At 73.3% G+C, this 26,978-nt stretch carries 25 protein-coding genes; 14 read left to right on the forward strand and 11 right to left on the reverse strand.

What is annotated here, in order from left to right:
* Positions 1–35 precede the first annotated feature (35 nt).
* On the reverse strand, positions 36–626 hold the full coding sequence (locus WMF26_RS38405) for a DUF420 domain-containing protein (protein ID WP_061624094.1): 591 nt from the start codon (positions 624–626) through the stop codon (positions 36–38).
* Between the two features lie 170 nt (positions 627–796).
* Positions 797–2,215: a glutathione-disulfide reductase gene (gor, locus tag WMF26_RS38410; protein ID WP_437996766.1), complete on the reverse strand. Its 1,419-nt coding sequence runs from the start codon at positions 2,213–2,215 to the stop codon at positions 797–799.
* Positions 2,216–2,370: 155 nt separating this feature from the next.
* Between gor and WMF26_RS38415 the strand changes: the two genes are divergently transcribed.
* From WMF26_RS38415 to WMF26_RS38445, 7 genes are all read left to right on the forward strand, one after another.
* Entirely contained in the window at positions 2,371–3,555 is a 1,185-nt protein-coding gene (locus WMF26_RS38415; RefSeq protein ID WP_437996767.1) for a lysylphosphatidylglycerol synthase domain-containing protein, read from the forward strand.
* Between the two features lie 252 nt (positions 3,556–3,807).
* Positions 3,808–4,602 carry an acyltransferase gene (locus WMF26_RS38420; RefSeq protein WP_437333153.1) on the forward strand — a complete coding sequence of 265 codons (795 nt, stop codon included), beginning with the start codon at positions 3,808–3,810 and terminating at the stop codon, positions 4,600–4,602.
* Between the two features lie 16 nt (positions 4,603–4,618).
* The gene (locus tag WMF26_RS38425; RefSeq protein ID WP_437996768.1) at positions 4,619–4,849 is read left to right on the forward strand and encodes an acyl carrier protein; all 231 of its coding nucleotides are present in this window, start codon (positions 4,619–4,621) and stop codon (positions 4,847–4,849) included.
* Positions 4,846–6,021, forward strand: a complete 1,176-nt coding sequence (locus WMF26_RS38430; RefSeq protein ID WP_437996769.1) for a hypothetical protein — start codon at positions 4,846–4,848, stop codon at positions 6,019–6,021. Before WMF26_RS38425 ends, WMF26_RS38430 begins: the two co-directional genes overlap by 4 nt.
* Positions 6,022–6,214: 193 nt before the next feature.
* The gene (locus tag WMF26_RS38435; protein WP_437935525.1) at positions 6,215–6,631 is read left to right on the forward strand and encodes a VOC family protein; all 417 of its coding nucleotides are present in this window, start codon (positions 6,215–6,217) and stop codon (positions 6,629–6,631) included.
* A gap of 294 nt (positions 6,632–6,925) precedes the next feature.
* The gene (locus WMF26_RS38440) at positions 6,926–7,885 is read left to right on the forward strand and encodes a GNAT family N-acetyltransferase (protein WP_437996770.1); all 960 of its coding nucleotides are present in this window, start codon (positions 6,926–6,928) and stop codon (positions 7,883–7,885) included.
* A gap of 121 nt (positions 7,886–8,006) precedes the next feature.
* Positions 8,007–8,702 (forward strand): pirin family protein, encoded by a 696-nt coding sequence (locus WMF26_RS38445; protein ID WP_437953967.1) that lies wholly within the window; start codon positions 8,007–8,009, stop codon positions 8,700–8,702.
* A gap of 82 nt (positions 8,703–8,784) precedes the next feature.
* On the opposite strand, the gene WMF26_RS38450 is transcribed toward WMF26_RS38445, so the two are convergent.
* A complete protein-coding gene (locus tag WMF26_RS38450) occupies positions 8,785–9,420 on the reverse strand; it encodes an FMN-binding negative transcriptional regulator (RefSeq protein ID WP_437996771.1) in 636 nt (211 codons plus the stop codon).
* Here WMF26_RS38450 and WMF26_RS38455 point away from each other — a divergent pair.
* Positions 9,301–10,017, forward strand: coding sequence for a hemerythrin domain-containing protein (locus tag WMF26_RS38455; protein ID WP_437996772.1), 717 nt, complete (start codon positions 9,301–9,303; stop codon positions 10,015–10,017). The two genes, WMF26_RS38450 and WMF26_RS38455, sit on opposite strands and share 120 nt — an antisense overlap.
* 570 nt (positions 10,018–10,587) lie before the next feature.
* The gene (locus WMF26_RS38460; RefSeq protein ID WP_437951094.1) at positions 10,588–11,142 is read left to right on the forward strand and encodes a hypothetical protein; all 555 of its coding nucleotides are present in this window, start codon (positions 10,588–10,590) and stop codon (positions 11,140–11,142) included.
* A gap of 46 nt (positions 11,143–11,188) precedes the next feature.
* On the opposite strand, the gene WMF26_RS38465 is transcribed toward WMF26_RS38460, so the two are convergent.
* Positions 11,189–12,208, reverse strand: coding sequence for a lactonase family protein (locus WMF26_RS38465; RefSeq protein WP_437333160.1), 1,020 nt, complete (start codon positions 12,206–12,208; stop codon positions 11,189–11,191).
* A 340-nt stretch (positions 12,209–12,548) separates the two neighbouring features.
* On the opposite strand from WMF26_RS38465, the gene WMF26_RS38470 reads away from it, so the two are divergent.
* A complete protein-coding gene (locus WMF26_RS38470) occupies positions 12,549–14,120 on the forward strand; it encodes a S8 family peptidase (protein ID WP_437996773.1) in 1,572 nt (523 codons plus the stop codon).
* Between the two features lie 77 nt (positions 14,121–14,197).
* On the opposite strand, the gene WMF26_RS38475 is transcribed toward WMF26_RS38470, so the two are convergent.
* The 5 genes from WMF26_RS38475 to WMF26_RS38495 form a co-directional block, all read right to left on the reverse strand.
* Complete coding sequence (locus WMF26_RS38475; RefSeq protein ID WP_020739679.1) at positions 14,198–14,620, reverse strand: STAS/SEC14 domain-containing protein; 423 nt, start codon at positions 14,618–14,620, stop codon at positions 14,198–14,200.
* Positions 14,621–14,706: 86 nt separating this feature from the next.
* The gene (locus WMF26_RS38480) at positions 14,707–16,383 is read right to left on the reverse strand and encodes an MXAN_6640 family putative metalloprotease (protein WP_437996774.1); all 1,677 of its coding nucleotides are present in this window, start codon (positions 16,381–16,383) and stop codon (positions 14,707–14,709) included.
* The gene (locus WMF26_RS38485; protein WP_437996775.1) at positions 16,380–17,222 is read right to left on the reverse strand and encodes an HmuY family protein; all 843 of its coding nucleotides are present in this window, start codon (positions 17,220–17,222) and stop codon (positions 16,380–16,382) included. Before WMF26_RS38485 ends, WMF26_RS38480 begins: the two co-directional genes overlap by 4 nt.
* A 38-nt stretch (positions 17,223–17,260) precedes the next feature.
* Positions 17,261–19,081: a hypothetical protein gene (locus tag WMF26_RS38490; RefSeq protein ID WP_437996776.1), complete on the reverse strand. Its 1,821-nt coding sequence runs from the start codon at positions 19,079–19,081 to the stop codon at positions 17,261–17,263.
* Between the two features lie 527 nt (positions 19,082–19,608).
* The gene (locus WMF26_RS38495) at positions 19,609–20,391 is read right to left on the reverse strand and encodes a Uma2 family endonuclease (protein WP_437996777.1); all 783 of its coding nucleotides are present in this window, start codon (positions 20,389–20,391) and stop codon (positions 19,609–19,611) included.
* A 113-nt stretch (positions 20,392–20,504) separates the two neighbouring features.
* Here WMF26_RS38495 and WMF26_RS38500 point away from each other — a divergent pair, with 113 nt between their 5' ends.
* From WMF26_RS38500 to WMF26_RS38510, 3 genes are all read left to right on the forward strand, one after another.
* On the forward strand, positions 20,505–22,808 hold the full coding sequence (locus WMF26_RS38500; RefSeq protein ID WP_437996778.1) for an ArnT family glycosyltransferase: 2,304 nt from the start codon (positions 20,505–20,507) through the stop codon (positions 22,806–22,808).
* 57 nt (positions 22,809–22,865) lie between these two features.
* Entirely contained in the window at positions 22,866–23,498 is a 633-nt protein-coding gene (locus WMF26_RS38505; protein ID WP_437996779.1) for a TonB family protein, read from the forward strand.
* 528 nt (positions 23,499–24,026) lie between these two features.
* Positions 24,027–24,332 (forward strand): hypothetical protein, encoded by a 306-nt coding sequence (locus WMF26_RS38510; protein WP_061622822.1) that lies wholly within the window; start codon positions 24,027–24,029, stop codon positions 24,330–24,332.
* A 7-nt stretch (positions 24,333–24,339) separates the two neighbouring features.
* Here the strand turns inward: WMF26_RS38510 and WMF26_RS38515 are convergent, their stop codons facing one another.
* A complete protein-coding gene (locus WMF26_RS38515; RefSeq protein ID WP_437996780.1) occupies positions 24,340–25,134 on the reverse strand; it encodes a class I SAM-dependent methyltransferase in 795 nt (264 codons plus the stop codon).
* A gap of 167 nt (positions 25,135–25,301) precedes the next feature.
* Here WMF26_RS38515 and WMF26_RS38520 point away from each other — a divergent pair, with 167 nt between their 5' ends.
* Complete coding sequence (locus tag WMF26_RS38520) at positions 25,302–25,769, forward strand: ABA4-like family protein (RefSeq protein WP_437996781.1); 468 nt, start codon at positions 25,302–25,304, stop codon at positions 25,767–25,769.
* A 60-nt stretch (positions 25,770–25,829) separates the two neighbouring features.
* On the opposite strand, the gene WMF26_RS38525 is transcribed toward WMF26_RS38520, so the two are convergent.
* Complete coding sequence (locus WMF26_RS38525; RefSeq protein WP_437996782.1) at positions 25,830–26,876, reverse strand: glycosyltransferase family 4 protein; 1,047 nt, start codon at positions 26,874–26,876, stop codon at positions 25,830–25,832.
* Positions 26,877–26,978 lie beyond the last annotated feature (102 nt).

Genomic DNA, 26,978 nt, shown 5'->3' on the forward strand with positions numbered 1-26,978 from the left:
AGGGCCTCCGAGGCCGGGCGCGCGCGGCGGCGCGCTCACGGCACCGCCGGCGGGCTGCCGCGCAGCATGAAATAGATGAGCACGCCCGTCACCGACACGTACAGCCAGAGGGGCAGCGTCACCCGCGCGACCCGGGCGTGCTTCGCGAAGTTCGCCTTGTAGGCGAAGTAGAACGACGTCAGCGCGAGCGGCACGATGCCCGCCGAGAGCACGATGTGCGAGATGAGCACGGCGAAGTAGACGGCGCGGAGCGGGCCGGTGCCCTGGTACTTCGTGTCCCCGTGGACGAAGTGGTAGGCGAGGTAGCCGACGAGGAACAGCGACGAGGCGACGAACGCCGAGACCATCAGGTACTTGTGCGCGACGATCGCGCGGCGCTTGATCGCGATCCAGCCCGCGACGAGCAGCGTGGCGGCCGTCGCGTTGAGCGCGGCGTTGAGCGGCGGCATGAAGCGGAGATCCGCGCCGCCCGCGCCGCGCCGGATGATGAGGATGTACGCGAGGAACGCCAGCGCGGCCGCGGAGAGCACGGCGTTGAAGACGTAGAACGAGCGGTCGTTGGTGCGGGCGAGCAGGCCGACCGGCTTCAAGGGGGTCGAGGCGGGTGTCGACATCGCGCGGTCCATACCAGAGGAGCGCGCAGAGCGCGAACGCGAGCGGGCGAGCCGGAGCGGCCGGACGCCGGCGATCGAAGGCCGGCGAAGGCGGACGGACGTGGTCGGCAACCGACCGCAGCCGTCGCCAGCGCACGGGCGGGCGCGCGCGCCGGCGTGGGCGGCGCACGCGCGCCCGCGGGCTACGCCGAGCTCGGCGCGATCCCCATCGGGGGGCTGCGATCCATGTTCCGCAGCGGCTCGCGCATGGTCACGAACTCCTCGGCCGCGGTCGGGTGGATGCCGACCGTCGCGTCGAACTGCGCCTTTGTCGCGCCGCACTTCAGCGCGACCGCGAACCCCTGGATGATCTCGCCGGCGTCGGGCCCGACCATGTGGACGCCGAGCACCCGGTCGGTCGCGCGGTCGACGACCAGCTTCATCATCGTCTTCTCCTCGCGCCCGGTGAGGGTGTGCTTGAGCGCGCGGAAGGTCGAGAGGTACACGGCGACGTCGTGGTGCTCTCGCGCCTGCGACTCCGACAGGCCGACGGTGCCGACGTTCGGCTGGCTGAACACGGCGGTCGGGATGCCGGTGTAGTCCACGCGACCGTCCTCGCCGCGGAAGAGCCGCTTCGCCAGCGCCATCGCCTCGGCGATGGCGACGGGCGTGAGCTGCACGCGCGCGATCACGTCGCCGATCGCGTAGATGGACGGGACCGACGACTGGAACGCGTCGTCCACCACGACCGCGCCGTCCTCGTCGAGCGCCACCCCGACCTCCTCGAGGCCGAGCCCCTTGGTCTTCGGCAGGCGCCCCGTCGCGTACAGCACGCAGTCGGCCGCGAGCTCGGTGCCGTCGGCGAGCGCCGCGCACAGCCCGTCGCCGCGCCGCTCGATGTTCTCGACGCTCGCGCCGAGGCGGAGGTCGAGGCCCTTCTTCTGGATCTCGGCGGCGAGGAACGCCCGGATGTCGTCGTCGAAGCCGCGCAGGAGGTGCATGCCGCGGTGGACCAGCGACACCTTGGCCCCGAGCCCGTGGAAGATCCCGGCGAGCTCGACCGCGATGTAGCCGCCGCCGACGATGACCGCGCGCCGCGGCATGCTCTTGAAGTGGAACGCGTCGTCCGAGGTGACCGCGAGCTCGCGCCCGGGCAGGTCCGGGACCCACGGGTAGCTGCCGGTCGCGACGAGGATCCGCTCGGCGGTGATCCTGGCGCCGTCGATCTCGACGGCGTGCGGGTCCACGACCTTGGCCTGGCCCCAGCGGATGTCGGCGCCCGAGTTCTTCAGCAGCCGCTCGTAGACGCCGTTCAGGCGCTCGATCTCCTTGTTCTTGTTCCGGAGGAACGTCGCCCAGTCGAACGACGGGCCGGCCTGCCCGTCGCCGCCGTGGCCGGGCACCGACCAGCCGTAGCCGGCGGCGTCCTCGAAGTCCTCGGTGTAGTGCGAGGCGTAGACGAGGAGCTTCTTCGGGATGCATCCCAGGTTGACGCACGTTCCGCCGAGGTGGCGCGACTCGGCGATGGCGACCCTGGCGCCGTAGGAAGCGGACATGCGGGCGGCGCGCACGCCGCCGGAGCCGGCGCCGATGACGAACAGATCGTAATCGTACTTGGACATGGTGGACGACTATGCCCCATGCGGGGCGCGGTCGCCGCGCAGCGTGCGCTCACCGGAGGCGGGGCCGGCGCGCGTCCGCTGAGGCCGGGAGGTGGCGCGGTCCCGGGCGCCGCTCCTCTCGGCCCCTCGGCGGGGATTCTGCTAGGGTCCCGCCGTTGCGCTCCCCGACCCACACCGGAACCTTCGCCGGCGCCGCGCCGCCGCGCGACACCGCGCCGCCCCGCGACGCCGCGCCGGCCCACGACGCCGCGCCGGCCCGCGACGCAGCGCCGGCCCGCGACGCAGCGCCGCCCCGCGACGCAGCGCCGCCCCGCGACGCCGTGCCGCGCGACGCCGCGCCGCCCCGCGATGGCGACCTGCCCGAGCGGCGCGCGCCGCGCCGCTGGGCTCGCGCGCGGCGCGCCCTGCCCTTCGCGCTGGCGATCGCGCTCGTCGCGTTCGTCCTCGGCCGCCTCGACCTCGACGCCTTCCGCGCCGCCCTCTCGCGCGTCGACGCCCCGCTCTTCGCCGCGTTCGCCGCCCTCTTCATCCTCGCGCTCCTCGCCGCCGACACGTTCGCGACCGTCCTCGTCTACCGCCGGCTGATCGCCCCCGTCGCCTTCCGCGACTTCTTCGTGCTCCGCGGCGCCTCCTACCTGCCCTCGCTGCTCAACCACCACGTGGGCCAGGCGTTCATCACGGTCTTCCTCGCGCGCGCGCACGGCGCGCCGCTCGCGCGCGTCGCCGGCGCGACGCTCGTCGTCTACGCGTCGTGGCTCGGCTGCTTGCTCCTCCTCGGCGCGGTCGCCGTGCCCGCGAACGGCGGGCCGCTCGCCGGGTCCGCCCTGCTCCTCGCCGCGGGCGTGCTCTACCTCGCCGTCCTCGCGCTGCGCCCCGCCCGGCTCGCTCGCACCAAGCTCCTCGCCCCGCTCTTCGAGGCCGGCGTGCGCGGCCACCTCGTCGCCCTCGCCGCGCGCGTGCCGCACCTCCTCGTCCTGTTCGCCGGCACCTGGCTCCCCTTCTGGTTCTTCGGCGTGCATATCCCCCTCGGGGCCGCCTTGACGTACATCCCCATCCTGATGGTGGCGGTGACGCTCCCGCTCACCCCGCAGGGCTTCGGCACGCGCGATGTGCTCGCCGCCGCGCTCCTCGAGGGGTTCGCGGCCGGGGTCACGCGCGAGGAGCGCCTCGCCGCCATCGCCGCCACCACGACCACCTGGGCGGTGGCGCTCACCCTCGTCGAGGCCGCGCTCGGCCTGGCCCTGCTCCGGGGCGTTTTGCCCCATATGGAGGCGAAGGACCCCACCGCCGCTCCCCCTGCGGGCGCCGCCCCCACGGGCGCGCAACGAGAGCCGGCCTGAACCGGCGTCGCGCGGCCCGCGGCGCGGTGTTGTCACGGGATTTGCTTATGCTCGTGGGTGATGCGCTGCCTGTAATTGGTTTGTAATAGGGTCTGGAACCGCGCCGGGACCACGCGATACAGCGATTAGAGAGCGATCGACGCGGCAGGCTCCGGGGTATACTCTCAGGCTCCCTGACGTTCCTTCCGTCCTTCTTGCCGGGCGCCCCGCTGAACATCGCTGCTCCGGCCAGGCTGCGCAGAGCGACCCTCCATGAAGAACCTGGTTCGTTTCCTCGCCACCTCCGATCACAGCGTCGCCCGCGCCGTGCGCCAGGTGCGCCGGCAGGTCAAGAGCTTCACGCTGCCCGCGCCGCGGCCGATCGTGGTCCCGATGCGCGTGGCGTTCGAGGCGGCGCGCGAGGCGTATTGGTTCGGCGCTCGCGTGCTCGTGTGCGAGCCGCACCTCAAGTCGCACTGCTCCCGGTACGGCAAGGGTGTCCGGACGGGGAACTTCATTCACTACATCCAGGGCCGGGGCGAGATGATCCTCGGCGACAATGTGGTGCTCGACGGCAAGGTCAACATCGTCTTCGCCGCGCGGTTCTCCGACCGGCCGACCTTGCGGATCGGCGATAACACCGGGATCGGGCACGACTGCCGGATCATCGTCGGCAAGTCGGTGACCATCGGCAAGCATTGCCGGATCGCGGGGAGCGTCTACATCCTCGACTCGAGCGGCCACCCGAGCGATCCGGAGGACCGCAAGCGCGGCTTGCCCCCCGCGGACAGCGAGGTGCGGCCCGTGGTCATCGAGGACAACGTCTGGCTCGGCGCCCGGTCGATGATCTTCCCGGGGGTCACGGTCGGCGAGGGCAGCGTCGTGGCGGCGGGCTCCATCGTGATGGCCGATGTCCCGCCGTACACGGTCGTCGCTGGCAATCCGGCGCGGCGGGTGGCATCCCTCCGGACCGAGCCGCCGCCGGCCGCCGAGGCGGACCGCGCCGGCGCGAGGAGCAACGGCGCGGACGACGTGAGGAGGCGCTCGCTCGAAGGCAGCGCATCTTGAACCCTGGAGCTTGCTCATGGCGATTGAGGTCGAGAAGGTGATCGAGGTCATCGTCACGGTCGGCAGCCTGCCGGCCGCGATACAGCCCGATGACGACATCTACGATGCGGGGTTCTCCTCGATTCGCGCGCTCCAGCTGCTCACCGAGCTGGAGGACGAGTTCAACGTGACGCTCCCCGACGACAAGTTCAGCCTCGCGCGCACGCCGCGGGCGCTGAGCGCCCTCATCCAGGAGCGTGCCTCGTGAGGAGGACCGTCACCGTCGAGCTCGCGACGCCCGCGACCGAGATGGCGCAGGAGGAGATCCCGAAGCAGATCGCGTTCCTCTCGAAGGAGATCTCGGACATCCGCTTCGTCCGCGAGGGCGCGGCGCTGGAGTTCGAGGCCCCGGAGGAGCGGGCGGCCGATCTCGCGCGCGCGGCCGAGGCGCTCGCGCGCACCATGCAGCGCAGCCTGCGCTCCCTCGCGCGGAAGCTCGTGTACCGCAGCCCGGCGTGCGACCGGGTCGAGTTCCGCGGGGGCGCGCTCCCCGCCGGGATCACGCAGATGGGCCAGGGTCAGGTCGCCCTGGAGGGGATCCCGCTGCGGCTCTACCGCTATTTCGATCGCTCGCTGGAGGCGCTCGGCGCGCCGTTCTCGCCGAGCCCGATCCTGGTACCGACGTTGATCCCGACCGCGACGCTGTCGAAGTGCGATTATTTTCGCTCGTTCCCTCACATCGTCACGTTCGCGTGCCACCTGCCGGAGGACATGCCGCGCATCGAGGATTTCCGGGCGCGGCACCAGGACCGGGAGACGCTCGACGACCGGGCGCTCGGCGACATGGCGCACCCGGAAGTCTGCCTCTCGCCGGCGGTCTGTTATCACGTCTACGCGGCGAACCGGGACCGCGTGCTGCCGGCGGGCGGCGCGCGTTACGCCCTCGCGGGCCGCTGCTTCCGCTACGAGTCGAGCAAGATGGTCGATCTCCGGCGGCTCTGGGAGTTCACGATGCGGGAGATCGTCTTCCTCGGGACGCGGGAGCATGTCCTCGGGCTGCGGGAGCAGGGGAACGAGCTCGTGGCGCGCTACCTCGACGAGCACCGGCTGGCGGGCGAGATCCGGACGGCGAGCGATCCGTTCTTCATCGCGCCGGACGCGGCGGCCAAGACGTACTTCCAGATCAGCAGCGAGACGAAGTACGAGATCTCGCTGATGCTCCCGGAGGGCGAGCGGGTGGCGGCCGGGTCGCTGAACTACCACACCGACTTCTTCGGCCGCGCGTTCAGCTGCGCCATCGAGGGCGCGGGCCCGATGCACAGCGTGTGCATCGCGTTCGGGCTCGAGCGGTGGGTGTACGCGTTCCTCGCCCAGCACGGCAACGACCCATCCGGCTGGCCCGACGTCGTGCGGCGCTCTCCCGAGATGGCGGGTCTCTAGCTCCACCCGTCAGGAGTCCGGCCAGGGGCGGGTCTACCCTATGGCGCTGCACGGCACCCGGGCGTTGCGCCGCAGAGCCAAACCGTGAGACTTCCCGTGGGACGTCACGACAGGCGACGAGCTAGACCGACCTGGTCCGGCGGCTTCGGCCGATCAATCGACTGATAGTCGGGTCTGACGGAATGCAGAGAACATGAAGCCACGAATCACAGTCATCACTATCGGCGTCGACGACCTCGAAGTGTCGTTGCGTTTCTACAGGGACGGTCTCGGCTTCCAGACCGAAGGCATCGTCGGCAAAGAGTTTGAATACGGCGCTGTTGTGTTCTTCCAGCTTCAGCCTGGCTTGCGTCTGGCTTTGTGGCCTCGCGCGAGCATCGCACATGACACAGGTCTCTCCGCAGGTCGCGCCAGCCCGACCGAGATGACGCTGGGCCATAACGTCACATCGAAAGCGGAGGTCGACTCCGTGATGGCAAAGGCGAGAGCAGCGGGAGCCGCCATCATCAAGGCTGCGCACGACACATTCTGGGGCGGCTACTCCGGTTACTTCCAAGACCCAGATGGTCATCTCTGGGAGGTCGTCTGGAATCCGCAATGGTCCGAGTGAGCCCAACCAATCGCTGCACGCGACGTGCGAAGATGCACGCGCGTGAGCCATAGCGTTGGGCCGGCAGAGTGCGGGGGACGCAGGCACGATCCCGAGACAGGCGGCAGCGCATCGAAGGGCCCGGCAACCGGGGGGGGCGAGCGAAGGACAATCGTTCGGCGCTGCGGCGCCGGGCCATGCGCTGACCCCAATCGGTGATGCCGCCGACCCTTCACCGCGGTGGATGCGGCGGCACAAGGCGCCCGTCGGTGCCGTTGGTTCCGTTCGCCGGCGGATTCTGCGAGGCTCGCCGCCATGCAGCTCGAGCACGTCGACCCGATCGCCGCGGCGGAGGAGGCCAGCCTGGTCCTGCGCGAGGCGTGGCCGCCGCCGGCACTCCACTACACGGCCGACTACCTGAGGTGGCAGCTCGGCTTCCCCGGCCCGACGCCGCGCGCCGTGCTCGCGCGCGAGGGCGGCGAGCCGGCCGGCTTCATCGGCGTCGCGCCGCGCCGCTTCCGCTTCCGCGGCGCCGCGTCCCCGGGGTACGTCCTCTCGTTCGTGAGCGTGCGCCCCAAGTTCCAGGGACAGGGGCTGGCGAGCCGGCTGTACGGCGAGCTCCTGGCCGGCCTCCGCGCGTCCGGCCTGCCGATCGTGGTGTTCGTGGAGGCGCGCTCAGGGCCCGCGCAGCGCGTGCTCTACAACGCCGTCAAAGCGGCCGGCCTCCGGCGGAAGCAGCTGGCCACGTGCCGGAACCACGGCTTCGTCCCCCGGGCGAGCGCCGCGCCGACGCAGGCCGTGGCCAGGCCGACCGAGGCCGCGGCCGACGTGCTCGCGGCGATCGCGGCGTGCGGCGACGATCGCGTGCTCTGGTCGGCGCCCGACGCGGCGCAGCTCGAGCACAGCCTGCGCGATCCGCGGCCGCGCCGGCTGCTGCTCGTCGAAGAAGCGGGCCGGCCAGTCGGCGCCGCCGCGGTGTTCCTGTCCGAGATCGCCACCGCCCGGGGGATCGACCGGGTGGCGACGGTCGACACGCTCTTCCTGCCCGAGCCGACCGCCGACCGGCTCGCGGCCGTGCTGCGCGCCGCCTCCGAGGCCTTCGCCGGGCAGGCCACCGCGCCGGTGGTGAGCGCGCCCAACCTGACGCTCGTCCCCCAGGACCAGCTCAAGCCGGCCGGCGCCCGCCCGACCGACGCGTCCTTCGACGCCTTCGTGCTCCTCCCGGGGGACAGGCCGTGGCTGGACGCCGAGGTGACCAACCTCGAGGTCGTCTGACAGCGGCCCCCGGCGGGGCGGGATCCATCTACGATCCAGATGGAAGCCATGACGTGAATGCCGATTCACAAGATGGATCGGCCGACGCATCATGAAGCGCATGGCAAACACCACTTCTTCGATGCAGCTCCGCCGCTCCAGCGAGCGCGGCTATGCCGACCACGGATGGCTGAAGTCGTTCCACACGTTCTCGTTCGCCGACTACCAGGACCCGGCGCACATGGGCTTCCGGGCGCTCCGCGTGATCAACGACGATCGCGTCGCGCCGGCGCGGGGGTTCGGGTCGCACCCGCACCAGAACATGGAGATCATCACCTATGTCCTCGAGGGGGAGGTCGCGCACCGGGACAGCATGGGGAACGGCTCGACCATCCGCCCCGGCGAGGTCCAGCGCATGTCGGCGGGCACGGGCGTGTTCCACAGCGAGATGAACCCGTCGAAGACGGGCGAGACCCACCTGCTGCAGATCTGGATCCTGCCGGACCGGCGCGGGTATCCGCCGAGCTACGAGCAGAAGGCGTTCTCGAAGGAGGAGCGCCAGGGCAAGCTGCGGCTGGTCGCCTCGCAGGACGGCCGCGACGGCTCGGTGACGGTCCACCAGGACGTGAGCCTGTTCGTGGGCCTGTTCGGGCAGGGGGAAGAGGCGCGGTACGAGCTCGCGGCCGGGCGGAGCGCCTGGGTCCACGTGGCGCGCGGGAGCGTCGCGCTGAACGGGACGGTGCTCGAGGCCGGCGACGCGGCGGCGATCAGCGCGGGAGGCGCGCTCCACCTGGTCGGGAAGGACGCGGGCGAGGTGCTGCTGTTCGATCTTGCGTGAAGGGCAGATCGGCAATCTGCATCAGGAGCTCCCTGGTTCAGACATCGGCGTTGCCGTGGGGCGGTCCGGCCCGCCCCACGGCTCATCCGGGCTCGCCCCGCGCCTTCATCAGGCGCGCCATGTCGAGATCATCCGGGCTCCCGCGCTCGGCGAGCGCGCGGGCGACGCGCGCCTGGTCGGCGGGCGAGCGGTTCTGGCTCAGCTTGAACTTGCCCTCGAGGCGGTCGATCTCGATGGTGAGCCCCACGATCCCGCGGAGGAGGTTCTCGTGGAGCTCGCGGTCGAGCGCGCTCGAGCTCCAGGGCTCGGCCGCGCCGCGCTCGTGGATGCCGGCGAGGTCGTCGAGCAGCCGAATCAGCTCATCCCGGCTCATCGGCGAAGCGGCGCGCCCGTGGGCGTGCACCACGGCGTAATTCCACGTCGGCACCTGCCTGGTCGGCTGCTCGTACCAGCGGGGCGAGACATACCCGTGCGGCCCGGAGAACACCGCGACGACCGGCCTGCCGCCCGTGGCCAGCCGCCAGATGGGGTTCGCCCGCGCGACGTGCGCGCGGAGCCGCCCGGAGGGCCCGGCGTCGCGATCGAGCACGAACGGCAGGTGCGCGATCTCGATGCCGCCCTGATCATCCGCCGCCATGAGGCAGCCGAAGCTGTGTCGCTCGACGAGATCGAGCTGCCGATCGCGATCCGTCTCGGCGAATGCCGCAGGCGAGTACATGCCGAGAGCTTACACCCGCTCCGCCGCGCGCGGCGCCGGGATGAGCGCCGCCCGGCGCGGCGCACGGGCGTCTGCCCGGCTTGCTCGCGGGGCGGCGCCCGCTACATAGAGATCTCTATGGACGCCATCGATCTTCTCGAGCGCCATCACCGCGAGCTCGAGCAGCAGTTCTCCGGCCTGAAAAAGGCCTCTTCCGTCGCCCCTGAGCAGTTTTTCACGGCCGCCGACCTCCTCGCCACGCACATCACGCTCGAGGAGCAGCACTTTTACCCCGCCGTTCGGGCCCGCCGCACCGAGGATATCCTCCTCGAATCGCTGGAGGAGCACCTGTCGCTCAAGCGCGTGCTGGCCGATCTCCTGGCGCTCGACACCAAGGACGAGAAGTTCGGGCCCAAGCTGCACGTGCTCGCCGAGCAGCTCGAGCACCACCACAAGGAGGAGGAAGAGCACCTGTTTCCCAAGGTGAAGAAGCTCCTCGACGACGGCGCGCGCGAGGAGCTCGGGCAGGCGATGCAGGCGCGGATGAACGAGCTCCGGCAGGGCGAGCCCCGCAAGCTCGTCCTCGGCCAGACCGACGCCGCCGCGCCCCTCCCCTGAGCCGCGCGCTGCCCCGCCGCGACGCTCGGTGGGCGCCGCGGCGCGGGCGCGCGGCGGGGCAGCGCGCTCGTGTGAGCCCCCCCGCCGCGCGGCGCGCTTCGCGGCTTCTCGGCGATGTCTCGACGCGACACCCCCGCGCAACGCGCGCGTGCCGCCGCCCGCGGTAAGCCGCCCGCGGTAAAAAGATGAGCCGCCGCGCGCGCAGGAGCCCACCAACAGCATACGTGAGCGAGAAAATTCATCGGAACGAACACGATTTTTCTAGAAGGGATTCCCCTACAGTCGCTATCGTACACTGTTGCGCGTCTTGCGGCAGGGGCTCGAGATGCCACCGGATACGAGGGATGATGCTGCGAAGAAGCCGCTGGGCGGGCCTGGTGCCCGGCGGCAGCCGGCCGGCGCGGCGGGCGCGAGCGGCGGCGCTCGCCGGTGCGGGCGAGCGCTGGGCAGCGCACACGGGGAATCTTCGACGGAGGTAGGATGACGGCTCGACCTGTACTCTCGATTGACACATCCTTCGACCCGGATAGCGCGTGGTTCGCGACGGGGCGCACGCAGCTCTATGGGCGTATGGGAGAGCAGTTCTCCATCGTACCGTTCGGGCGCGCGAGCGCGGAGCGGCGGAGGATCATCCGCCAGATCGCGCGGGCCGAGAGCGGGGGCAACCCGTTCCGCGGGATCGTCGTGTCGTCCCACGGTAGGACCAGCTGCGTCGTGGACGACGAGTCGCCGGACGGAATCCTGCTATCGCACGAGAGCCCCGCGCAGGAGATCGAGCTCTGGGCGCGCGGCCGCGTGCTGTATTTCTGCTGCGGCGAGACGGCGAGCGGCCCGCTGTTCGACAAGCTCCTCGAGGCGGGCGCGCGGACGGTGGTCGGCTTCACGGGCCGGCTCTGCGCCACGACCGTCGACAGCAAGTTCTTCTGGCGGCAGCTCGATCAGGAGCTGGTGACGTGCGCGCTGCACGACCAGCTGGCGCCGGGCTTCGAGCGGGCGCGGCAGCAGTTCCTGGAGCGCGTCGCGACGCGGCTCGTGGCGCTCCCCGACGGAACGGCGCGGGAGGACCTGTCGAGGATGATGGACCTGCTCGCGTCGATGGTGATCCGAGGCGCCGAGAAGGGATAATAGCGCCGGGGCCGCGCGACGAGCACCGGCGCCGCGGGCCTCCCCTTCAGGGGAAGCTCAGGATCTCGACCCAGAGGGGGTTCCGGCCCACCGGAAACGACGTCGAGGCGGTGAGCCGGCCGCTCGCGGGGTCGATGGCGTGCACGCGCACGGCGTGCGAGAGCTGCCCGGCGGCGACGAGCCAGCGGCCGCTGGGGTCGACCTGGAAGGCGCGCGGCTGCCGTTCCGTCGGCGCGTGCGAGACCAGGGTCAGGCGGCCGGTCTGCGCATCGACGCTGAAGCCGGCCAGCGTGCTCGACGTGCGCTCCGAGGTGTAGAGGAAGCGGCCGTCGGGCGTGAGGTGCAGGTCGGCCGCCCAGGGCTTGCCCGAGAAGCCCTCGGGCAGCGTGGAGAGGCGCTGGACCGCCGACAGCGTGCCGCGCTCGGCGTCGAAGGCCAGGAGCTCGACGGTCGCGTCCAGCTCGTTGAGCAGGTAGACGAAGCGCCCGTCGGGAGAGAACACCAGGTGGCGCGGGCCGGCCTGCGGATGCACCGGCAGCGCCTCCGGATCATTGGGCGTGAGCTGGCCGGTGGCCGCGTCGAAGCGCCACTGCAGCACCGCATCCGAGCCGAGGGCGCTGACGAAGACATAGCGGTTCGACGGATCCACCAGGGTGGCATGCGCGTGGCGGCCGGCGGGCAACACCGCGGCAGGCGCGCGGACCGAGCCGTCGCCGCCGAGCGGGCTGACGGTGATCTTGTGGCCGTGGTAGGAGGCGCCGAAGAGGGTTCTACCGCTGCGATCGGTGACGATGTGCGCCATGCTGTCCGGCAGCGGCGCCGCCGACAGCGGCCTCAAATGCCCGCTCGCGGCGTCGAGCGCGAAGCTCTGCACGGCATAGGGCTCCGAGCGCAACGCGACGTAGAGGAAGCGCCGGTCCGGCGAGATCGCCAGCGGCCCGGCCTGGCCGTCGACGCCGACGGTCTGCACGGGTGCCAGCGATCCGTCGGCGGTGTCGAGGCGCAGCACCGAGATCTCGCGGCTCTCGGCGTTGGAGACGTAAACGTAGGTGGCGGCCTGGGTCATCGCGGTGAAGGGGCTTTCGGCCAGCGCCAGCTGGCAGGGTGGAGTGGAACGCCTTCTATCCGATCCGACGCCCCCTGGAAAGTCGACGCCGAGGGCGCGTCGCCTCGCCTCGAGCATTCGCGAATCTGCTGCTCGGGCATATCGACACTCCGGCGGTCTGAATCGTTGCGGAGCGCTCGCCGGAATATCCATGCTCCTTGGCGTCCTCGGCGCCTCGGCGGCCTCTCTCCTTCTCTCGCTCCGCGGAGCGCCGGATCTCGGTCTGTTTCTTTCTCGTCCGAGCGCCGCTCCAGGGCGGCCCTGGTCGGGTGCCGCGCGGTCCGGTAGATCCAGGAGAGCGATGAGACGCAAGCCCTCGATCCTGCTTTCCTCGGCGGCGCTCCTCCTGGCCGCCGGCGCCGGCGACGCCCTCGCCGGCGGCGCGCGCCCGGCCGCGAGCGCGCCGTCGTTCCTGGACGGCGGGCGCCGCGTCGCCGTCGAGCGGCTCGGGCCGGCCGCGCGGGGCGCGTCCGGCGGCGCGCTCTCGCCGCTGCGGCTCCGCTACCCCGACGGCCGGACGATCCACGCGAGCGTGGGCGCGACCGCGATCGTGAAGGTCGAGCCGGGCGCCGAGGGCGAGCTCGCCGGCGCGGGCCTCGAGGTGGTGAGGCCGCTGATGCCCTCGATCGGGCTATGGCTCGTCAGGGACGCGGGCGGCGGCGACGGCCTCGACGTCGCCGAGCGGCTGCAGGGCGCGGCGCGGCCGGCCTTCCTGCGCGAGGCGATCCCGGACCTCCACGTGCGCCTCCAGGCGCGCGGCGCGCCGTTCACGCCGGACGACCCGCGCTTGCCCGGACAGTGGTACTTCGACGACCTCAGGATGGAAGAGGCGTGGGGGCGCACGCGGGGCGACGCGGCCACGTCCATCGTCGTCGTCGACACCGGCTGCGACCTCGATCACCCCGACCTCGCCGCGAAGATGGATCCGGGCCTGGACGTCATCGACGGCGACGACGACCCCACCTACCTGCCCGGCGCAGAGGGCGTGAACCACGGGACCGCCTGCGCGGGCCTCATCGCCGCCGACACCGACAACGGCGTGGGCATCGCGGGCGGCTGCCCCGAGTGCAGGCTGCGGTGCGTGCGGCTGCTCGACGAGGAGCCGCAGCCGCTCTCCGCCTCGGTCGACGCCTTCGAGTTCGCCCTGGAGGTGAACGCCGCCGTCGTGTCCAACAGCTGGGGATACGCCGAGCCGATGCCCGTCCCCAGGGTGGTCGAGGACGCGATCAATCGCCTGTTCGACGCCGGGCGCGACGGGAAGGGGGCGCTCGTCCTCTTCGCCGCCGGGAACGACAACCGGGAGATCCGCGACGACGAGATCCAGGCCGCGCGCGGCGTCCTCAACGTGGGCGCGGTCAACCACCTGGAAGAGGAGACGTCGTTCACGAACCGCGGAAGCTCCCTCGATCTCGTCGCGCCCACGGGGACGCTGAGCACGGATATCGCCGGGCGCGAGGGCGACAGCCCGGACGACTACACGTCGCTGTTCGGCGGGACCTCCTCGGCGTGCCCGGTCGCCGCCGGCGTCGCCGCGCTGCTCGTGAGCGCCGCGCCCGAGCGGACCGCGGGCGAGCTCTACGACATCCTGATCCGCACCGCGCGGCCGGCGCCGTTCGCCCTCCCCGACGAGCGCGGGCACGACCCCATCTTCGGGTACGGGATCATCGACCCGGTCGCGGCGCTCCGGGAGGTGCTCGGGGACGAGCCGCCGCCGCCGGAGCCGCGGCCGCCGGAAGAAGGGGGCGCGGACGAGCAGGCGGGCTGCGCGTGCGCGGCGGCCGGCGCTCCCTCGGGCGAGCGGCGCGGCCTCGCGGTCGCGGCGCTCCTCGGCCTGGCCGCGGCGGCGCGGCGGCGGCGCGCGGCCGGCGCGTGACATCACGTGCGCGGCCGGCGCGTGACGTCGCGCGCGCGGCCGGCGCGTGACGTCGCGCGCGCGGCCGGCGCGTGACGTCACGCGCGCGGCCGGCTCCCGCGGAGCGCGTCCCGCTGCGCGTGGAGCCACGCGCGCGCCTCGGCTTCCGTCTCGAAGAACTGCACCGGATAGGACTGCTGCGTGAGGAGCTGCACGCTCTTCGCCGCGAGCGTGCAGACGACGCGCACGGCGAAGCTCGCCCCGAAGAGCGCGATGGCGTCGAAGCGCACGGCGCGCATCTCGCTCGCCATCACCTTGCGCGCCGACGGCAAGATGGTGCCGACGCGACGCGTATCCGAGAGCACGAGGACCTCGCGGCCGCTGTCCGACAGGCCCTTGCAGGCGGCGGCGATCTCGCGCGCCATGTCGTCCGACAGGTCGCCCTCGACGACGGTGCACAGCAAGCCGTCCGGATCCTCGCGAAGGGTGAGGCGCGCAGCCTCGGGACCGGGGTCGCTCATGCAGAGCATCGTAGCGTCTCGCGTCGAGCGCGGGACCGCATTCCGGCGCAGCGGGCGCGCCGCAGCGGGTGAGCGATCGGCCGAGATCAGCGGTGGATGCGCGTGAACCTGCGCCGGCGCAGGGCGAGCGCGAGCAGCGACGCGCCGAGCGCGAAGCCCCCGGCTGCGGCGAAGCTCCCGGCCGCGGCGGGCGCCACGACGCCGCAGCTGCACCCGCCGTCGTCGCCGCCCTCCTCGCCCTCCGGCGGCGCCTCTCCTCCACCGCCCGCGCCGCCCGCACCGCCGCCGCCGCCCGCGCCGCCGCCGCCCTCCGCTTCGGCCCGGCACGCCGCGACCTCGTCGGCCGTGCCGATGCACAGCGTCGGCTTGCGCGAGTCGCCGTCCTGGAGGCCGTTCACCACGATCACGGCGAGGCCGTCGGCGCCGGCCGTGTCGACGAGCTCCGCGCCGGCGGCGACGTCGTCGGCGCGCGCGATCTCGCCGTACGCGCGGCCGCGCCGCGCCGCGAGCAGCAGGGCGAGGCCCTCGAGCTGCGCGGGGTCGCCCGCGAGCGCGGCGGTCATGGCCGCGCGCCCGTCGGGCGGGGCGCTGAAGTACTGCGCCGACGCGTGGAAGACGCGGAGCCGGCCGGCGTGCGGCGCCGCGACGGAGCGCGGGACGAGGCCACGGTAGCCGGCCCCGGCGGCGTAGGAGCGCTCGGGATCGGCGTGGAGGCCGGTGAGCAGGTTCCAGGCGGCGAACTCCACGAACGCGTCGGCGAACGTCGCCTGCGCCCGCGACGCGAGCAAGGGGTCGAGCTGCTCGAACCACACGGGATCGGCCTCGCCGAACGCGCCGTCCTCGACGCGCTCCCAGAGCTCGCGGACCGTGCCGTCGCCGTAGCGCTCCTCGAGGAACTGGAAGAAGACCGCGCTCCCGTAGCTGAAGGGGTCGACCGGGCCGATCATGGGCACGTCGAGCGATCGATCCGTGTTCGAGAGGTAGCCGCCGACGAAGCCCTCGAAGTCCTGGAGCGAGGGGTCGAACGACTCGGTCGCCCAGACCGCGCTGCCCTCCAGCATCGGCGTGTCCTGGCCGTGATCGTAGGCCGCCTGCACGGCGTGGAAGAGCTCGTGGCTGCCGAGGATCCGGTTCGCGATCCGCGTCGACGGGTAGTCGTAGCCGCTGAAGTCGTTCTCCTGGGTCATGAAGCCGGCGCAGCGGCCCTCGTCGTCCGGCGCGCAGGCGTCGACGCGGAACACGCCGTCGCCGACGCCGGCGAAGTCGACGAGGTAGACGTCGAAGCGGCCGTCGCCGCCGTTGTCGGGGAGGTCCTCGTCGCTCCTCGGCGGCCGGAAGCCGAGGACGTCGCGGTAGTGGACGATCACCTCGTCGTAGATGGCGGCGACCTCCTCGACGAAGTCGGGGACGCCCGTCGCGTCGGCGTCCTCGGCGGGCACCGCGCTGCGCCCCTCGCGCGCGAAGTGGACAAGGAAGCTCCCCGAGGCCGACGCGAAGGTCTCGACAGCGTCGTCCGGATCGAACCGGAACTGGAGCTCGGTGCCGCGCGTGTCCGGCCGATCGAGCGGCGCCGCGGCGGGCCCGTCGAGCGAGGGCGCGTCGCCGGCGCCGCAGGCCGCGAGCGCCGGGGCGAGCGAGGCGGCGAGCGCCGGGGCGAGCGAGGTTGCGGCGCAGGCGGCGCGGCGGCGCCACGAGGCCGCGGCGCATGCGGCGCGGCGGCGCCGCGCGGGGGCGGGGCGCCCGGCGCCGGAGGGCCGGCTCACGGGAGGAAGGCCCACCGGATCTGGAGGTTGGCCGCGCCGGTGTCGCCCATCGGGACCTCGCCGGTCTCCTGGCACTTCGCCTGGTTCTCCTCGTCGTAGAAGTGCGTGACGGTCAGCTTGAGCCTCCGGCCGTCCGCGAGCTGGAGGACGTAGACGGCGCCGCTCATCTGCACGCAGCCGGGGTACTTCCAGTAGCCGGAGAGCGCGGTCGCCGGCGACTCCAGCCCGGAGCCGTCGGGGATGAGCGCGCAGGTCTCGCTCATGTCGCTCATGTCGCTCATGTCGCTCGTGAAGTACTCGTCGCTGCGGAGCCTCAGCTCGCCGGGGGCCTCGGCGAGCGCGTCGTAGTCGGGCGTCCCCGGCAGCCGCGCCGCCGTCACGCAGGACGGCCCGGAGTGGCCGCTGTTGATGCGCACGACGTAGCGCCGGAAGGCGATGTCCCAGTCCATCGATCCGAGCGACGCCTCGTCGGAGATCTCGACCTTCTCGAGGCCGCCGTCGGTGAACCGGGCATAGACGTAGGCGTGGGGCTCGGCGGCGAAGGCGCCGCCCGCGGTGGCGTCGATGAGGGAGCGGAACCCGCCGCCGTCCTGCTCGTTGCTGAGCTCCCCGGGCGCCACGTCGGACTGGAGGTTCATCTGCTGGAAGACTTCGTCCTCGCAGGGCACCGGGGTCGGCTCGCTGCACACGGGCCCCCCGGTGGAGCCGCCGCCCCCGTCGCCCGCGCCACCGCCGGCGCCGCCCGCGCCAGGATTGGCCGGCTCGTCGGAGCCGCAGGCGCAGAGGGCGAGCAGGGCGAACCCCGCTGCGAGGAGAGCGGAAGCCGGGGAGGAGCGCATGTGCGGCATGGTAACAGAAGCCCTGGCCGGAGCGCTGGCTACGGCGCGCCGGCGCGCCGGTAGAGCCACCAGTCGCCGACGTGATCGACGGGGACGATGCTCGGGTCCCTGGCGAAGAGGTGATCGGCCCCCGCCCGCCGGCGGACGAGGAACCAGTCGAAGAAGGCGCCGTGGCGGCGCACGTCGAATTTCTCCGGCGTCCACTCCCACCGGAGCGGCGTCGGCGGCGGGACGACGGCGCCCGGCTCGGCGCGAGGCCGGTAGGCGATCGGCGACGCGTCCCAGACGGCGAAATGGAAGCTGAGCCAGCCGCCCCGCGTGGCCTGGACCCAGGCGGGGAGGTGGATGAACGGGGTCGTCGCCCGGGTCGAGCCGCCGTGATCGAAGACGAGGTAGAGCAGCCTGGGCGCGGGCGGGATGCGGGCGATGATGGCGTCGAAGTCGCGCGTGCTGTGGTCGAAGCGGCGGTAGTTGTCGCGCGCGACGTCGCCGAGGGAGAGCGCCGCGGCCGCGATCGCGAGCACGGCCGGCGCCTTGAGCCAGGGCGATCGCGGCAGGTCCGGGAACGCGCCGAGGGCGAGGAACAGGGCCGCGACGATCTCTCGCGGGTAGACGTACCACCAGAGGCCGATCTGGAGCGGCAGGCTCAGGAACAGGCCCAGGAACACGGCCGCGCAGGCGATCGGGACGAGGGCGGCGAGGCGCGCGAAGGCACGCTGCCGCGCGTCCGTGGCGGGAGGGGGCGCCGCGTCCGGGACGGCGGGCGCGGGCATGGGGGTGGCGGGCGCGGGCGCCGGCGCGAACGTGGAGGCGGCGGGCGCCGCGTCGGGGGTGGCGGGCGCGGGCGCCGGCGCGGACATGGAAGCGGCGAGCTGCACGGCCGCGCCCCCGAGGCACACGAGCAGCGCGGCGAGCACGAGGCGCGCCGCCCGGCGGGCCGCCGCCGCCTCGGCGGGATCGGTGAAGCTCGTGAACAGGAGCGACGGGGCCTCGCCGAGCCGCTCCCAGTGGAGCGCGGGGGTGAAGGGCGCGGCGTGGAGGGTGTCGGTCCGGACCGCGAGCCACGCCGCGAAGAGGACCAGCGCGGGCGCGAGCGGCAGCGCGATGGGGCGGAGCCGCCGCGTCGCCGGGAACACCACGATCGCCGCGCCGACCACGGCGGCGATCGCGAACGGGAAGCGGAAGACGTGGGTGAAGAACAGCGCGACGAGCGCGAGCGCGAGCGCGGCCTGTCGGCCGCGCGAGGGGCGATCGACGAGCAGGAGCGTCAGGCCGACGACCATCGCGAAGAGGCCGAGCGCGCCCATGTGGTTGAGGAAGCCCCAGTGCGTGAGGTTGCACCAGACGAGGACGAGGCCGAGGACGCCGAGCAGGGGGCTCCGCTTCAGGCCGTGGAAGAGGACGGCGAGGCCCGCGGGCAGGAGCGCGAGCATCGCCGCCGCCGCGACCTTCACCGCGGCCACGGGCGGGAGGACGAGCATGAGCAGGGCGCCGAGCGCGTACATGGACATGTACGGGACCGCGAGCGGCTGGAGCGTGAACTGCTCGCGGAAGTGCCACGCCGGATCGAGGTAGTGCCGGAGCGCCGCGGTCTGGGCCGCGTGGAACGGGAGATCGGTCATCGGCGGATAGCGGACGACCGCGAGCGGGAGGGCGATCACGTAGACGGACGCGGCGACGACGACGAGCGCGAGCGCCGCGCTGAGCGGCGCGCGAACCGCGGCGTCCGCGGCGCGGCGGAGCGGGCCGGACAGCGCGCGGACCGCGGCGCTCGCGGCGGGGCGGAGCTGGCCGGACGGCGCGCGGACCGCGGGGGCGGGGGCCGCCGGAGGCTCCGCCGGGGGGGACGGGGTACCCAAAGTGGCGGGAAGCTACCATCTCGGAACCGACCGAAGGGCCTCGGAGGCCGCGCGCAGAGGTCGCGACGTGCCGGCGACCCCTGGCGAGGGGCGCTCGGTCGATCCGGAACCGACCGGGGGGCCTCGGAGGGCCGCGCGCAGAGGTCGCGACGTGCCGGCGACCCCTCGCGAGGGGCGCTCGGTCGATCCGGAACCGACCGGGGGGCCTCGGAGGGCCGCACAGGGAGGTCGCGATGTGCCGGCGACCCCTCGCGAGGGGCGCTCGGTCGATCCAGACCCGACGCGAGGGCCTCGAAAGCTCGCACCGAGAGGTCGCGATGTGCCGGCGACCCCTCGCGAGGGGGGGTGCGTCGATCCGAAACCGAAGGAGAGGCCCTCGAAGGCCGGAGGGCTCGATCCGGAACCGACGTGCGGTCAGCGCCGCGGCCGGCGACGTCGAGGCGCGCACGCGGCTCGACGAGGCCCGGACGCCCGCGGGCCGGCGGGTCACGCTGCTCCGGGCCTGAACGGCCGCGCGCCGGCGAGGCTCAGGGCGCCCCAGGCCCCTTGTCCTTCGCGCTCGCGACGCTCGCGAGCTGCGCCTCGAGCGCCGCGACCCGCTCCAGCGCCGCCTCCTTCGCGGCCCGCTCCGCCTCCTTCGCGGCCCGCTCCGCCTCCCGCGCGGCCTGCTCCGCCTCCGCGGCGGTCGGGAAGAGCGCTTCGCCCGCGGATCCCGTGGCCAGCCGGACGCGCGCCGCGTCGCCCGCGCCGATCACCCGCAGCCAGCAGCCGAGCACGCGCGCGTAGATCCGATCGACGTTCGTCGTCTCCACCCGGACGAACCCCCGCGTCTTCAGCCGCCGGTAGCGCTGCCAGCGCACCCGATCCCGGCTCCTCTCCCAGTCGGGATCGAAGATCACGAGCTCCCTCACCCCGAGCTCCCGGTAGCGCTCGGGCGCGTCCACGTAATCCTTGTAGGGCTCGTCGGAGGAGACGACCTCGAGCGCGAAGCTCGGGGCAATCCCGGTCTCCCACACCTTCCAGCTGCGCACGCGCCGGCCCGGCGGCACGCCGGGGAGCACGTACACGTCCGGCGCCACGACCTTGGAAGGATCGAACTGCTGATAGTAGATGAACTGGTCCGCCCCCACGAACCGCGGCCGGCCGAGCTCCTGGTACCAGCGCTCGATCAGCGGGCGGAGGAGCTCCACGATCCATGTCTGAAGGGAGTCCTCCCCCATCTTCTTCTCCACAGGATAGAACGTCGGATCGCGCCCCCTGCCGTCGCGGTGCGCCCGCCCGTGAACCTGCCTGTGCGCCTCGGTCGACATGCCCTACCTTACCCGAGCCGCGCGCGCGCATCGACCCGCGCCGCCGCCGCCGCGGGCGGCGGGCGAGTCTCTCCTCTCCGGAAGCGCCCCATCGACGCTAGGCTGCGCGCACGTTGCTCTTCCCGCGCCCCGCCCCCCGCCCGACCGATCTGCGCGGCCTCCCCGCCGCATCCCGCCTCGAGACCCGCGCGGCGCTCGCCGTCACCGCCGTCGCCACCGCATGGTTCGCGCTCGCCGCCGCGTGGGAGATGTTCGGGCCCATCCTCGCCGGCCATTACGCGTCGTCCGCCGGCGTCGGGATCATCGCGGAGAACATGCTCCGCTGGAAGATCCTCGGGCCCGTGTGGGAGTACACCGCGAGCCGGCCGGCGCCGGAGATGTACTACTGCCACCACCCCTGGGGGATCTTCTGGACGACCGCCGCGTTCATGAAGGTCCTCGGGCGGCACGACGTCGTCTGCCGCCTGCCCGCCGTCCTGCTGAGCGCCGCGACGCCGCCCCTGCTCTACGCCATCGGCCGCAGCGTCTACCGCCCCGCCGCAGGGGCGGCCGCGGCGGCGGCGTTCGTCGTCCTGCCGATCACGCTCGCGTTCGCGAGCCTCAACGCGCTCGAGGTCCCGGTCATGGCCTGGACGCTGCTCGGGCTCTTCGGGTACGTCCGGCTCACGCAGACGGCCCGACGCCGCTACCTCGCGGTGAGCGCGCTCGGGCTCACGCTCGGCATGCACGCCGACTGGCCCGCGTTCGTGCTCACGGCGGGGCTGCTCGCGTTCGGCGCGCTCCGCGCCTACCTGCTCCCGAAGCGCGTCTTCGGGCCAATCCACGAGCGGCGCTACGCGCAGTGGTGGGTGCTCACCGCCTTCCTCGCGGCGCTGACCGCCGCGCTCTACCTCGCCCTCTTCCACCAGGCCGGCAAGCTCGGCGATCTCCTGGCGAGCTACGGGTTCCGCTCGTCGGGCAACGCCGAACCGCTCGCCAAGGTGCTCGCGGGCCGGCGGTACTGGATCGAGCTCTCGTTCACGCCGATCGCCATCGCCGCGGGGAAGCTCGCCGCGCTCGTCTGCGCCGCGCGGCTCGTCCTGCTCCGGCGCGAGCACGACGCGCTGCCGCTGCTCTACCTCGCGACGGCGACGGTGCAGTACGTCGTCTTCCGCCAGGGCGCCGACATCCACATCTTCTGGCCGCACTACTTCGGGGCCTACTTCGCCCTCGCCGCCGCCGCCCTCGTCGCGACCTTCGCGGCGCTGCTCGAGCGCGCCGCCGCCGCGGCCGCGCGACGCGCGCCCGGCGCCGCGCGCGATCCCGCCGGGCCGGCGCCCGCGTGGCCCGCGCTCGCGGCGCTCGCGCTGTGGCTCGCGCCGCTCGCCGCCGTGCTGCGCGACGGGCTCCCCGCGCTGCGCTACGCGCGCGAGACGGGCGGGCGCTTCAACGAGCGGGGGCACCTCATCGACTCCGACGGGGAGAAGACGGCGTTCCTGCGCTGGCTCGCGCCGAGGTTGCCGCGGACGCCGACCGACGCGGTCGTCGAGATGCACGAGGGCATGAAGGCCACCTGGGCCCAGGTCTGGGCGCTCGGCGGGCGCGTCGTCAAGCCGACCCGGCCCGCGCCGAGGGAGGCGCCGCCCCGCGGCGCCTACCTCGCGGACACGCGGTTCATGCTCGACCGGGACCAGGCGAGCCTCGCGCAGCGCTTCGACATCACGGCGGTGGGCCCGTTCTGGGCGCTCGGCGCGGGCGTCGGGGCGGAGGCGCGGGCGCAGGGCGCGCGCGGCATCGAGGCGTTCTCGTTCCGCGAGCGGGAGCCGGGGCTCCTCGCCTGGTACTTCGTCTCGGGCACCGAGCCCGAGCGCGAGATCGTGCCGGATCCGTTCCTCACGTGGGAGCTCCGCGCGCACTTCGGACAGCCGGCCGAGCCGCCGGCCGGCCCGCCGGAGACGCTGGAGCAGAAGCGGATCGCCCACAACGCCGCGCTGGCCGCGGGCGACGCCGCGCGCGCGACGGCGCTCTTCTCGGAGATCGCCGCCGCGCTCGCGCCGCTCGGCGCGCGGTTCGACGACGGCACCGAGCTGCTCGGGACCACGTTCCACGAGGGCGCGCGCTCGCTCCTCACGATCTTCGTGCGCGCGGGCGGGCCCGCGGCGAGCGACGTGGCGCTCTCCGTGCGGTCGCGGGTGGTCGAGCGCGCCCCGCTGTCCACGACGATGGCGGACCCGGTCTACCGCGAGGTCGGCCTCCCGACGGCGATCTCGCCGCAGCGCTGGAGGGCGGGCTTCGTCTACGCCGATCCGGTGCCGATCCGGAAGCGGCCGGGGACGGAGGTGTTCTGGGCGTCGCTGAAGGCCCGCGATCGGGGCCGAGCGCCGAGGCTCCTCGGTGGCGGCGGCGCGTCCGAGGTCGAGGTGCTGCGGCTGCGCTGAGCGGCGGCGCCTCCATCCTCGTGGACACGGCCCCGCATCCGGGTTTTACCTTCGGGCATGAGCTCTCGCCGAACAGGTCTGGTTCTGGTCCTCGCGCTCGCGTCGGCGTGCGCGCCGCCGCCCGCCCAGGCGCCGGCGCAGTCCGCGCCGCCGGAGCCGGCGGGCGCGACCTCCACGGCGCCGGCGGGCGCGACGCCCGCCGAGCCGGCGGGAACGACGGCCCCGGCGCCGGCGGGCACGACGCCCGCCGCCGGCGAGGCGCCCCCGGCGACCTCGCAGGTCCCCGGGGCGGCCGCGCCGGTCGAGGCCGCGCCGAAGCCGGCCGCGCCGAGGGGCGACGGGAACGTGAAGCCGGGCGCGGCCGTCGCGACGGGGACGCTCGGGGGCAGCCTCTCGGAGGTGCAGGTCCGCGACGTCGTGGAGAAGCACGCGGAGCTCTTCGACGAGTGCTACAAGATCGGCGTCAAGAGCTCGCCGAAGTTCGTCGGGAAGGTGACCGTCAAGGCGACCATCGGCCCGAGCGGCAAGGTCAACAAGGCAGACGTCGTGAGGTCGACCGCGAAGAACCCGCAGGTCGACCGCTGCGTGGCCGACACGTTCGAGAAGATGCAGTTCCCCCCGCCGCAAGGCGGGGTGACGACCGTCATCACCTTTCCCATCGAGTTCAGCGGCATGGAGCTGGTGCCCTGAGAGGCCCTGCCCGGGAGCGCGGCCGGCCTGGACGCGGCCCGGCAGTGCTCAAAATTGAACATGAAGGCGGGAAGGCGGGAAGAAAAGATCAATGATCTTCCTGCCTTCCCGCCTTCATGGGAACTCTCTTAGGGCAAATGCGAGCGCTACCCGCGGCCGGCCCCGACGAACGACCGATCCGCCAGAGGCGCGCGACCGCGTGGCGATCTGCGACACGTGAGGCGGATCGTCCGCGTGGGCTGCGCCGGGCGCGGGCTCGGGAGACGCGCGCGCCCGGGCTCGGCCGAGCAGGGCGAGAGGGCCGGCGAGGGCACGGAAGCTGCTTTGCGCTGGAACGCTGAAGCGCTGAAACGTTGAAGGCGACACGCCGTCCGCCCGATCCGCCCCGCAAGCGCGATCGGCGGACGGCCAGGCAGACCACGCCCATGGATGGGTGTACCGGCCGCCAGGCGGTGCGACGCCCCGCGGCCGGTCGCGTTCGAGATCCACTATCGCCGGCGACGGCACGGGTGAGGAAGCATGGAGCGGATGGAAGTGCAGCGGGATGTCCGGAGCGCGATCGCGATAGCGTATGAGCTCTCGCGCCACGAGCACGTGCAGAACCGGGAGCACGTGTCGCAGGCGCTCGGCGAGCTCAAGGACGAGCTCGCGCGCATCGAGGCGAAGCTCGGGGGCGAGCGCATCCACGAGGTCACCGCGGACGGGCTGCCGCCCGTGCTCGAGCAGATCGAGGGGCTCGTCGAGGACGCGGGGCCGGTCGTCGGCGATCAGATCAAGGCGCTGCTCCAGAGCGTGCAGCGCATCGCCGGGGAGCTCGCCCCGGGCCGCTCGTAGGCGAGCGTCAGGCCGCCGGCCGCCGCGCCGCCAGGGTGAAGCCGAGCGTCTCGGTGGGATCGGGCAGCGCGCGGTCGAGCACGCGCGCGCCCGCGGCCACCGCGATCATCGCCGGCGCGACCAGCGGCAGCGTCCACACGCGCGCGCCGCGGCCTTCGCAGGCCTCGTGGCCGAGCTTGCCCATCGCCTGCGCGACGCCGCCGATCTGCGCCACCTGGAGCGCCAGGTAGCTGTTCACCTTGTGGCCGAGCAGGCTCCAGAGGCCGCCGTGCGGGCAGATCTCCTCGATGATCAGGCCGGCGCGGCCGCACAGCGCGCGGAGGCCGTGAGGGGTGAAACGGAAGTAATCGTGCGGCTCCTCGTGCAGGCGGAACGAGAACGGCGCGCTCAGGAGGAGCAGGCCGCCGGGGCGGAGCACGCGCGCCATCTCGGCGACGAGCGCCTCCGGGCGGGGGGTGTGCTCGAGGACCTGCACGCTCAGCACGGTGTCGAAGCTCGCGTCCGGGAAGGGCAGCCGCTCGCCGTCATAGAGCATGTCGGCCTTGCCTCGCGCGCGCGCGGCCGTGGCGCCGAAGGTCGCCTCGTGCTCCACGCCGAGGTACTCGAGGACGTGGGGGAGGAAGAGGTGCTCGTAGGGCTTGTCGCCGCAGCCCACGTCGAGCAGCCGCCCGCGCGCCCGCGGGGCGAAGCGCGCGAGCGAGGTCACGACGTGGGTGAGCTGGAGATCGACCCAGTCCGACGCGGCCCGCGCCGCGCGCCCGAGCGGCGGGCGCCGGAGCAGGGCGTGCAAGAGCTCGTTCATGGCCGCCTCTTATCACCGCCGCGCCTCGCGAAAGAGGCCCGCGCGACGGCCGCGGCGCGACGCGCCTCGATCCGGCGCCGCCCCGCGGGGGCGGACGATCGCTCGAGCCGCGCCTCCTCGCGCCTCCTGGCCTCTCCAGGAGCGTTCACCTACCCTGCCCCGAGCCCATGGATCTGGAGACGATCTTCTCGATCTGCAACGCGGCGGTCCTCCCCGGCTGGCTGCTGCTCGCCTTCGCGCCTCGATGGAGATGGACCCAGCGCGTCGCCGCGGGCACGGCGGCGGCGCTCGCGCTCGTGTACCTGATCCTGATCGTGCCGACGTTCGGCAAGGGAGAGGGCAGCTTCGGCAGCCTGCACGGGGTCGGGCAGCTCTTCGCGCGCCGAGAGGTGCTGCTGGTCGGGTGGATCCACTATCTCGTGTTCGACCTGTTCACGGGCTCCTGGGAGGTGCGCGACGCGGCGCGGCTCGGCATACCGCACTGGACGGTCGTGCCCTGCCTGGCGCTGACGCTGCTCTTCGGCCCGGTCGGGTTCCTCGGCTACCTGGCGCTCCGCGCGGCGCTGCGGCGCCGGCTGGACATCGACGACGCTGCCGCGTCCCCCCGCGGCGCGCCGTCGCCGCCGCCCTCGTGAGGTCCGGCCCGGGGCGCGGACCGCGCGCTCGGGCGCGCGAGCGGGGCAGCCCCGCGGCGCTCAGGCTGCGCGGGAGCCGTGGGCGCGCCGCGGGCCGCTCACGGCGCGGTAGAGCGCCTCGTACTTCCCCACCATCACGGCGCTGCTGAAGCGCTCGCGCGCGCGGCGCGCGCAGGCGGCGCGGTCGAAGCGCGCGAGCCCCGCCGCGATCGCGGCGAGGCGCGCGCCGTCGCCCGGCGCGGCCAGGAAGCCCGTGATCCCCTCGTCGACGATCTCGGTGAAGGAGCCGCGGCGAAAGCCGAGCACCGGGGTGCCGCAGAGCATGGCCTCGACGGCGATCAGCCCGAACGGCTCCTCCCACTGGAGCGGGCAGAGGAGGGCGCGCGCCCCGCGCAGGAGCGCGACCTTGCGATCGAGATCCATCTCTCCGAGGTCCGACGCGCCGCTCTCCCGGAGGCGCGGGGCGACCTCGCGAAGGTAGTAGAGTCGATCCTTGGAGTGCGCGCGGCCGGCGAGCCTGAGCTGCATGCCCGCGGCCCTCGCGATGTCGAGGGCGAGGTGGGTCCCCTTCTCCTCGGCGTAACGGCCGAGGTGCGCGAGGTAGCCCTCGTCGGAGAGGCTCGTCGGGTAGCGCGCCGGCGTGACGCCGTGATGGATCACGCACGAGCGCGGGAGCGCGATCTCGAGGGAGCGCTGCCGCTCGCTGATGGCCACGTACGCGATCTCCGGGTGCTGGGCGTAGATGCGCGAGCTCTCGTCGCACGACGCGTGGTGCAGGGTGTGCACGGCCGGGACACGGAGGAAGCGGGTGAACGGGACGGCGATGGGGCTGTTCAGGTGCACCAGGTCGAACCTGTCCTCCCGCGCGATCTCCGACGCGGCCCACGCGACGTGGTTGACCTCGTCCTCCGGCGCAGGGGGCCAGCGCGGGCTCGCGTAGAGCGACAGGCGGCGGCAGGCGACCGACGAATCGCCCGTCGCGAAGAGCGTCACCTCGTGTCCGCGCTCCGACAGCCCCTCGGCGAGCTCGTAACAGAACAGCTCGGTCCCTCCGTACCCGGAGGGCGGCACCCGGATGAACGGGGTGGAGATGATCGCGATTCGCATGCTCGTTGCTCCTCGATCGCCGCGTCCCTGCGTCGCCGCGCCGCAACCGGGGCGTCATGCTCGACCCCCGCCCGAGGCGGAGCGCATGCCGGCGGTTCGATG

This window comes from Sorangium sp. So ce185 (assembly GCF_051526825.1).
GTDB lineage: Bacteria > Myxococcota_A > Polyangia > Polyangiales > Polyangiaceae > Sorangium > Sorangium cellulosum_D.

Bases quoted from the DNA above. Each gene is read 5' to 3' on its own strand.
- WMF26_RS38405 (WP_061624094.1), bottom strand. From the start codon at position 626: ATGGACCGCGCGATGTCGACACCCGCCTCGACCCCCTTGAAGCCGGTC.
- gor (WP_437996766.1), bottom strand. From the start codon at position 2,215: ATGTCCAAGTACGATTACGATCTGTTCGTCATCGGCGCCGGCTCCGGC.
- WMF26_RS38420 (WP_437333153.1), top strand. From the start codon at position 3,808: ATGAAGAACCTGGTTCGTTTCCTCGCCACCTCCGATCACAGCGTCGCC.
- WMF26_RS38425 (WP_437996768.1), top strand. From the start codon at position 4,619: ATGGCGATTGAGGTCGAGAAGGTGATCGAGGTCATCGTCACGGTCGGC.
- WMF26_RS38435 (WP_437935525.1), top strand. From the start codon at position 6,215: ATGAAGCCACGAATCACAGTCATCACTATCGGCGTCGACGACCTCGAA.
- WMF26_RS38440 (WP_437996770.1), top strand. From the start codon at position 6,926: ATGCAGCTCGAGCACGTCGACCCGATCGCCGCGGCGGAGGAGGCCAGC.
- WMF26_RS38445 (WP_437953967.1), top strand. From the start codon at position 8,007: ATGCAGCTCCGCCGCTCCAGCGAGCGCGGCTATGCCGACCACGGATGG.
- WMF26_RS38450 (WP_437996771.1), bottom strand. From the start codon at position 9,420: ATGTACTCGCCTGCGGCATTCGCCGAGACGGATCGCGATCGGCAGCTC.
- WMF26_RS38460 (WP_437951094.1), top strand. From the start codon at position 10,588: ATGGGAGAGCAGTTCTCCATCGTACCGTTCGGGCGCGCGAGCGCGGAG.
- WMF26_RS38465 (WP_437333160.1), bottom strand. From the start codon at position 12,208: ATGACCCAGGCCGCCACCTACGTTTACGTCTCCAACGCCGAGAGCCGC.
- WMF26_RS38470 (WP_437996773.1), top strand. From the start codon at position 12,549: ATGAGACGCAAGCCCTCGATCCTGCTTTCCTCGGCGGCGCTCCTCCTG.
- WMF26_RS38475 (WP_020739679.1), bottom strand. From the start codon at position 14,620: ATGAGCGACCCCGGTCCCGAGGCTGCGCGCCTCACCCTTCGCGAGGAT.
- WMF26_RS38485 (WP_437996775.1), bottom strand. From the start codon at position 17,222: ATGCGCTCCTCCCCGGCTTCCGCTCTCCTCGCAGCGGGGTTCGCCCTG.
- WMF26_RS38495 (WP_437996777.1), bottom strand. From the start codon at position 20,391: ATGTCGACCGAGGCGCACAGGCAGGTTCACGGGCGGGCGCACCGCGAC.
- WMF26_RS38505 (WP_437996779.1), top strand. From the start codon at position 22,866: ATGAGCTCTCGCCGAACAGGTCTGGTTCTGGTCCTCGCGCTCGCGTCG.
- WMF26_RS38510 (WP_061622822.1), top strand. From the start codon at position 24,027: ATGGAAGTGCAGCGGGATGTCCGGAGCGCGATCGCGATAGCGTATGAG.
- WMF26_RS38515 (WP_437996780.1), bottom strand. From the start codon at position 25,134: ATGAACGAGCTCTTGCACGCCCTGCTCCGGCGCCCGCCGCTCGGGCGC.
- WMF26_RS38520 (WP_437996781.1), top strand. From the start codon at position 25,302: ATGGATCTGGAGACGATCTTCTCGATCTGCAACGCGGCGGTCCTCCCC.
- WMF26_RS38525 (WP_437996782.1), bottom strand. From the start codon at position 26,876: ATGCGAATCGCGATCATCTCCACCCCGTTCATCCGGGTGCCGCCCTCC.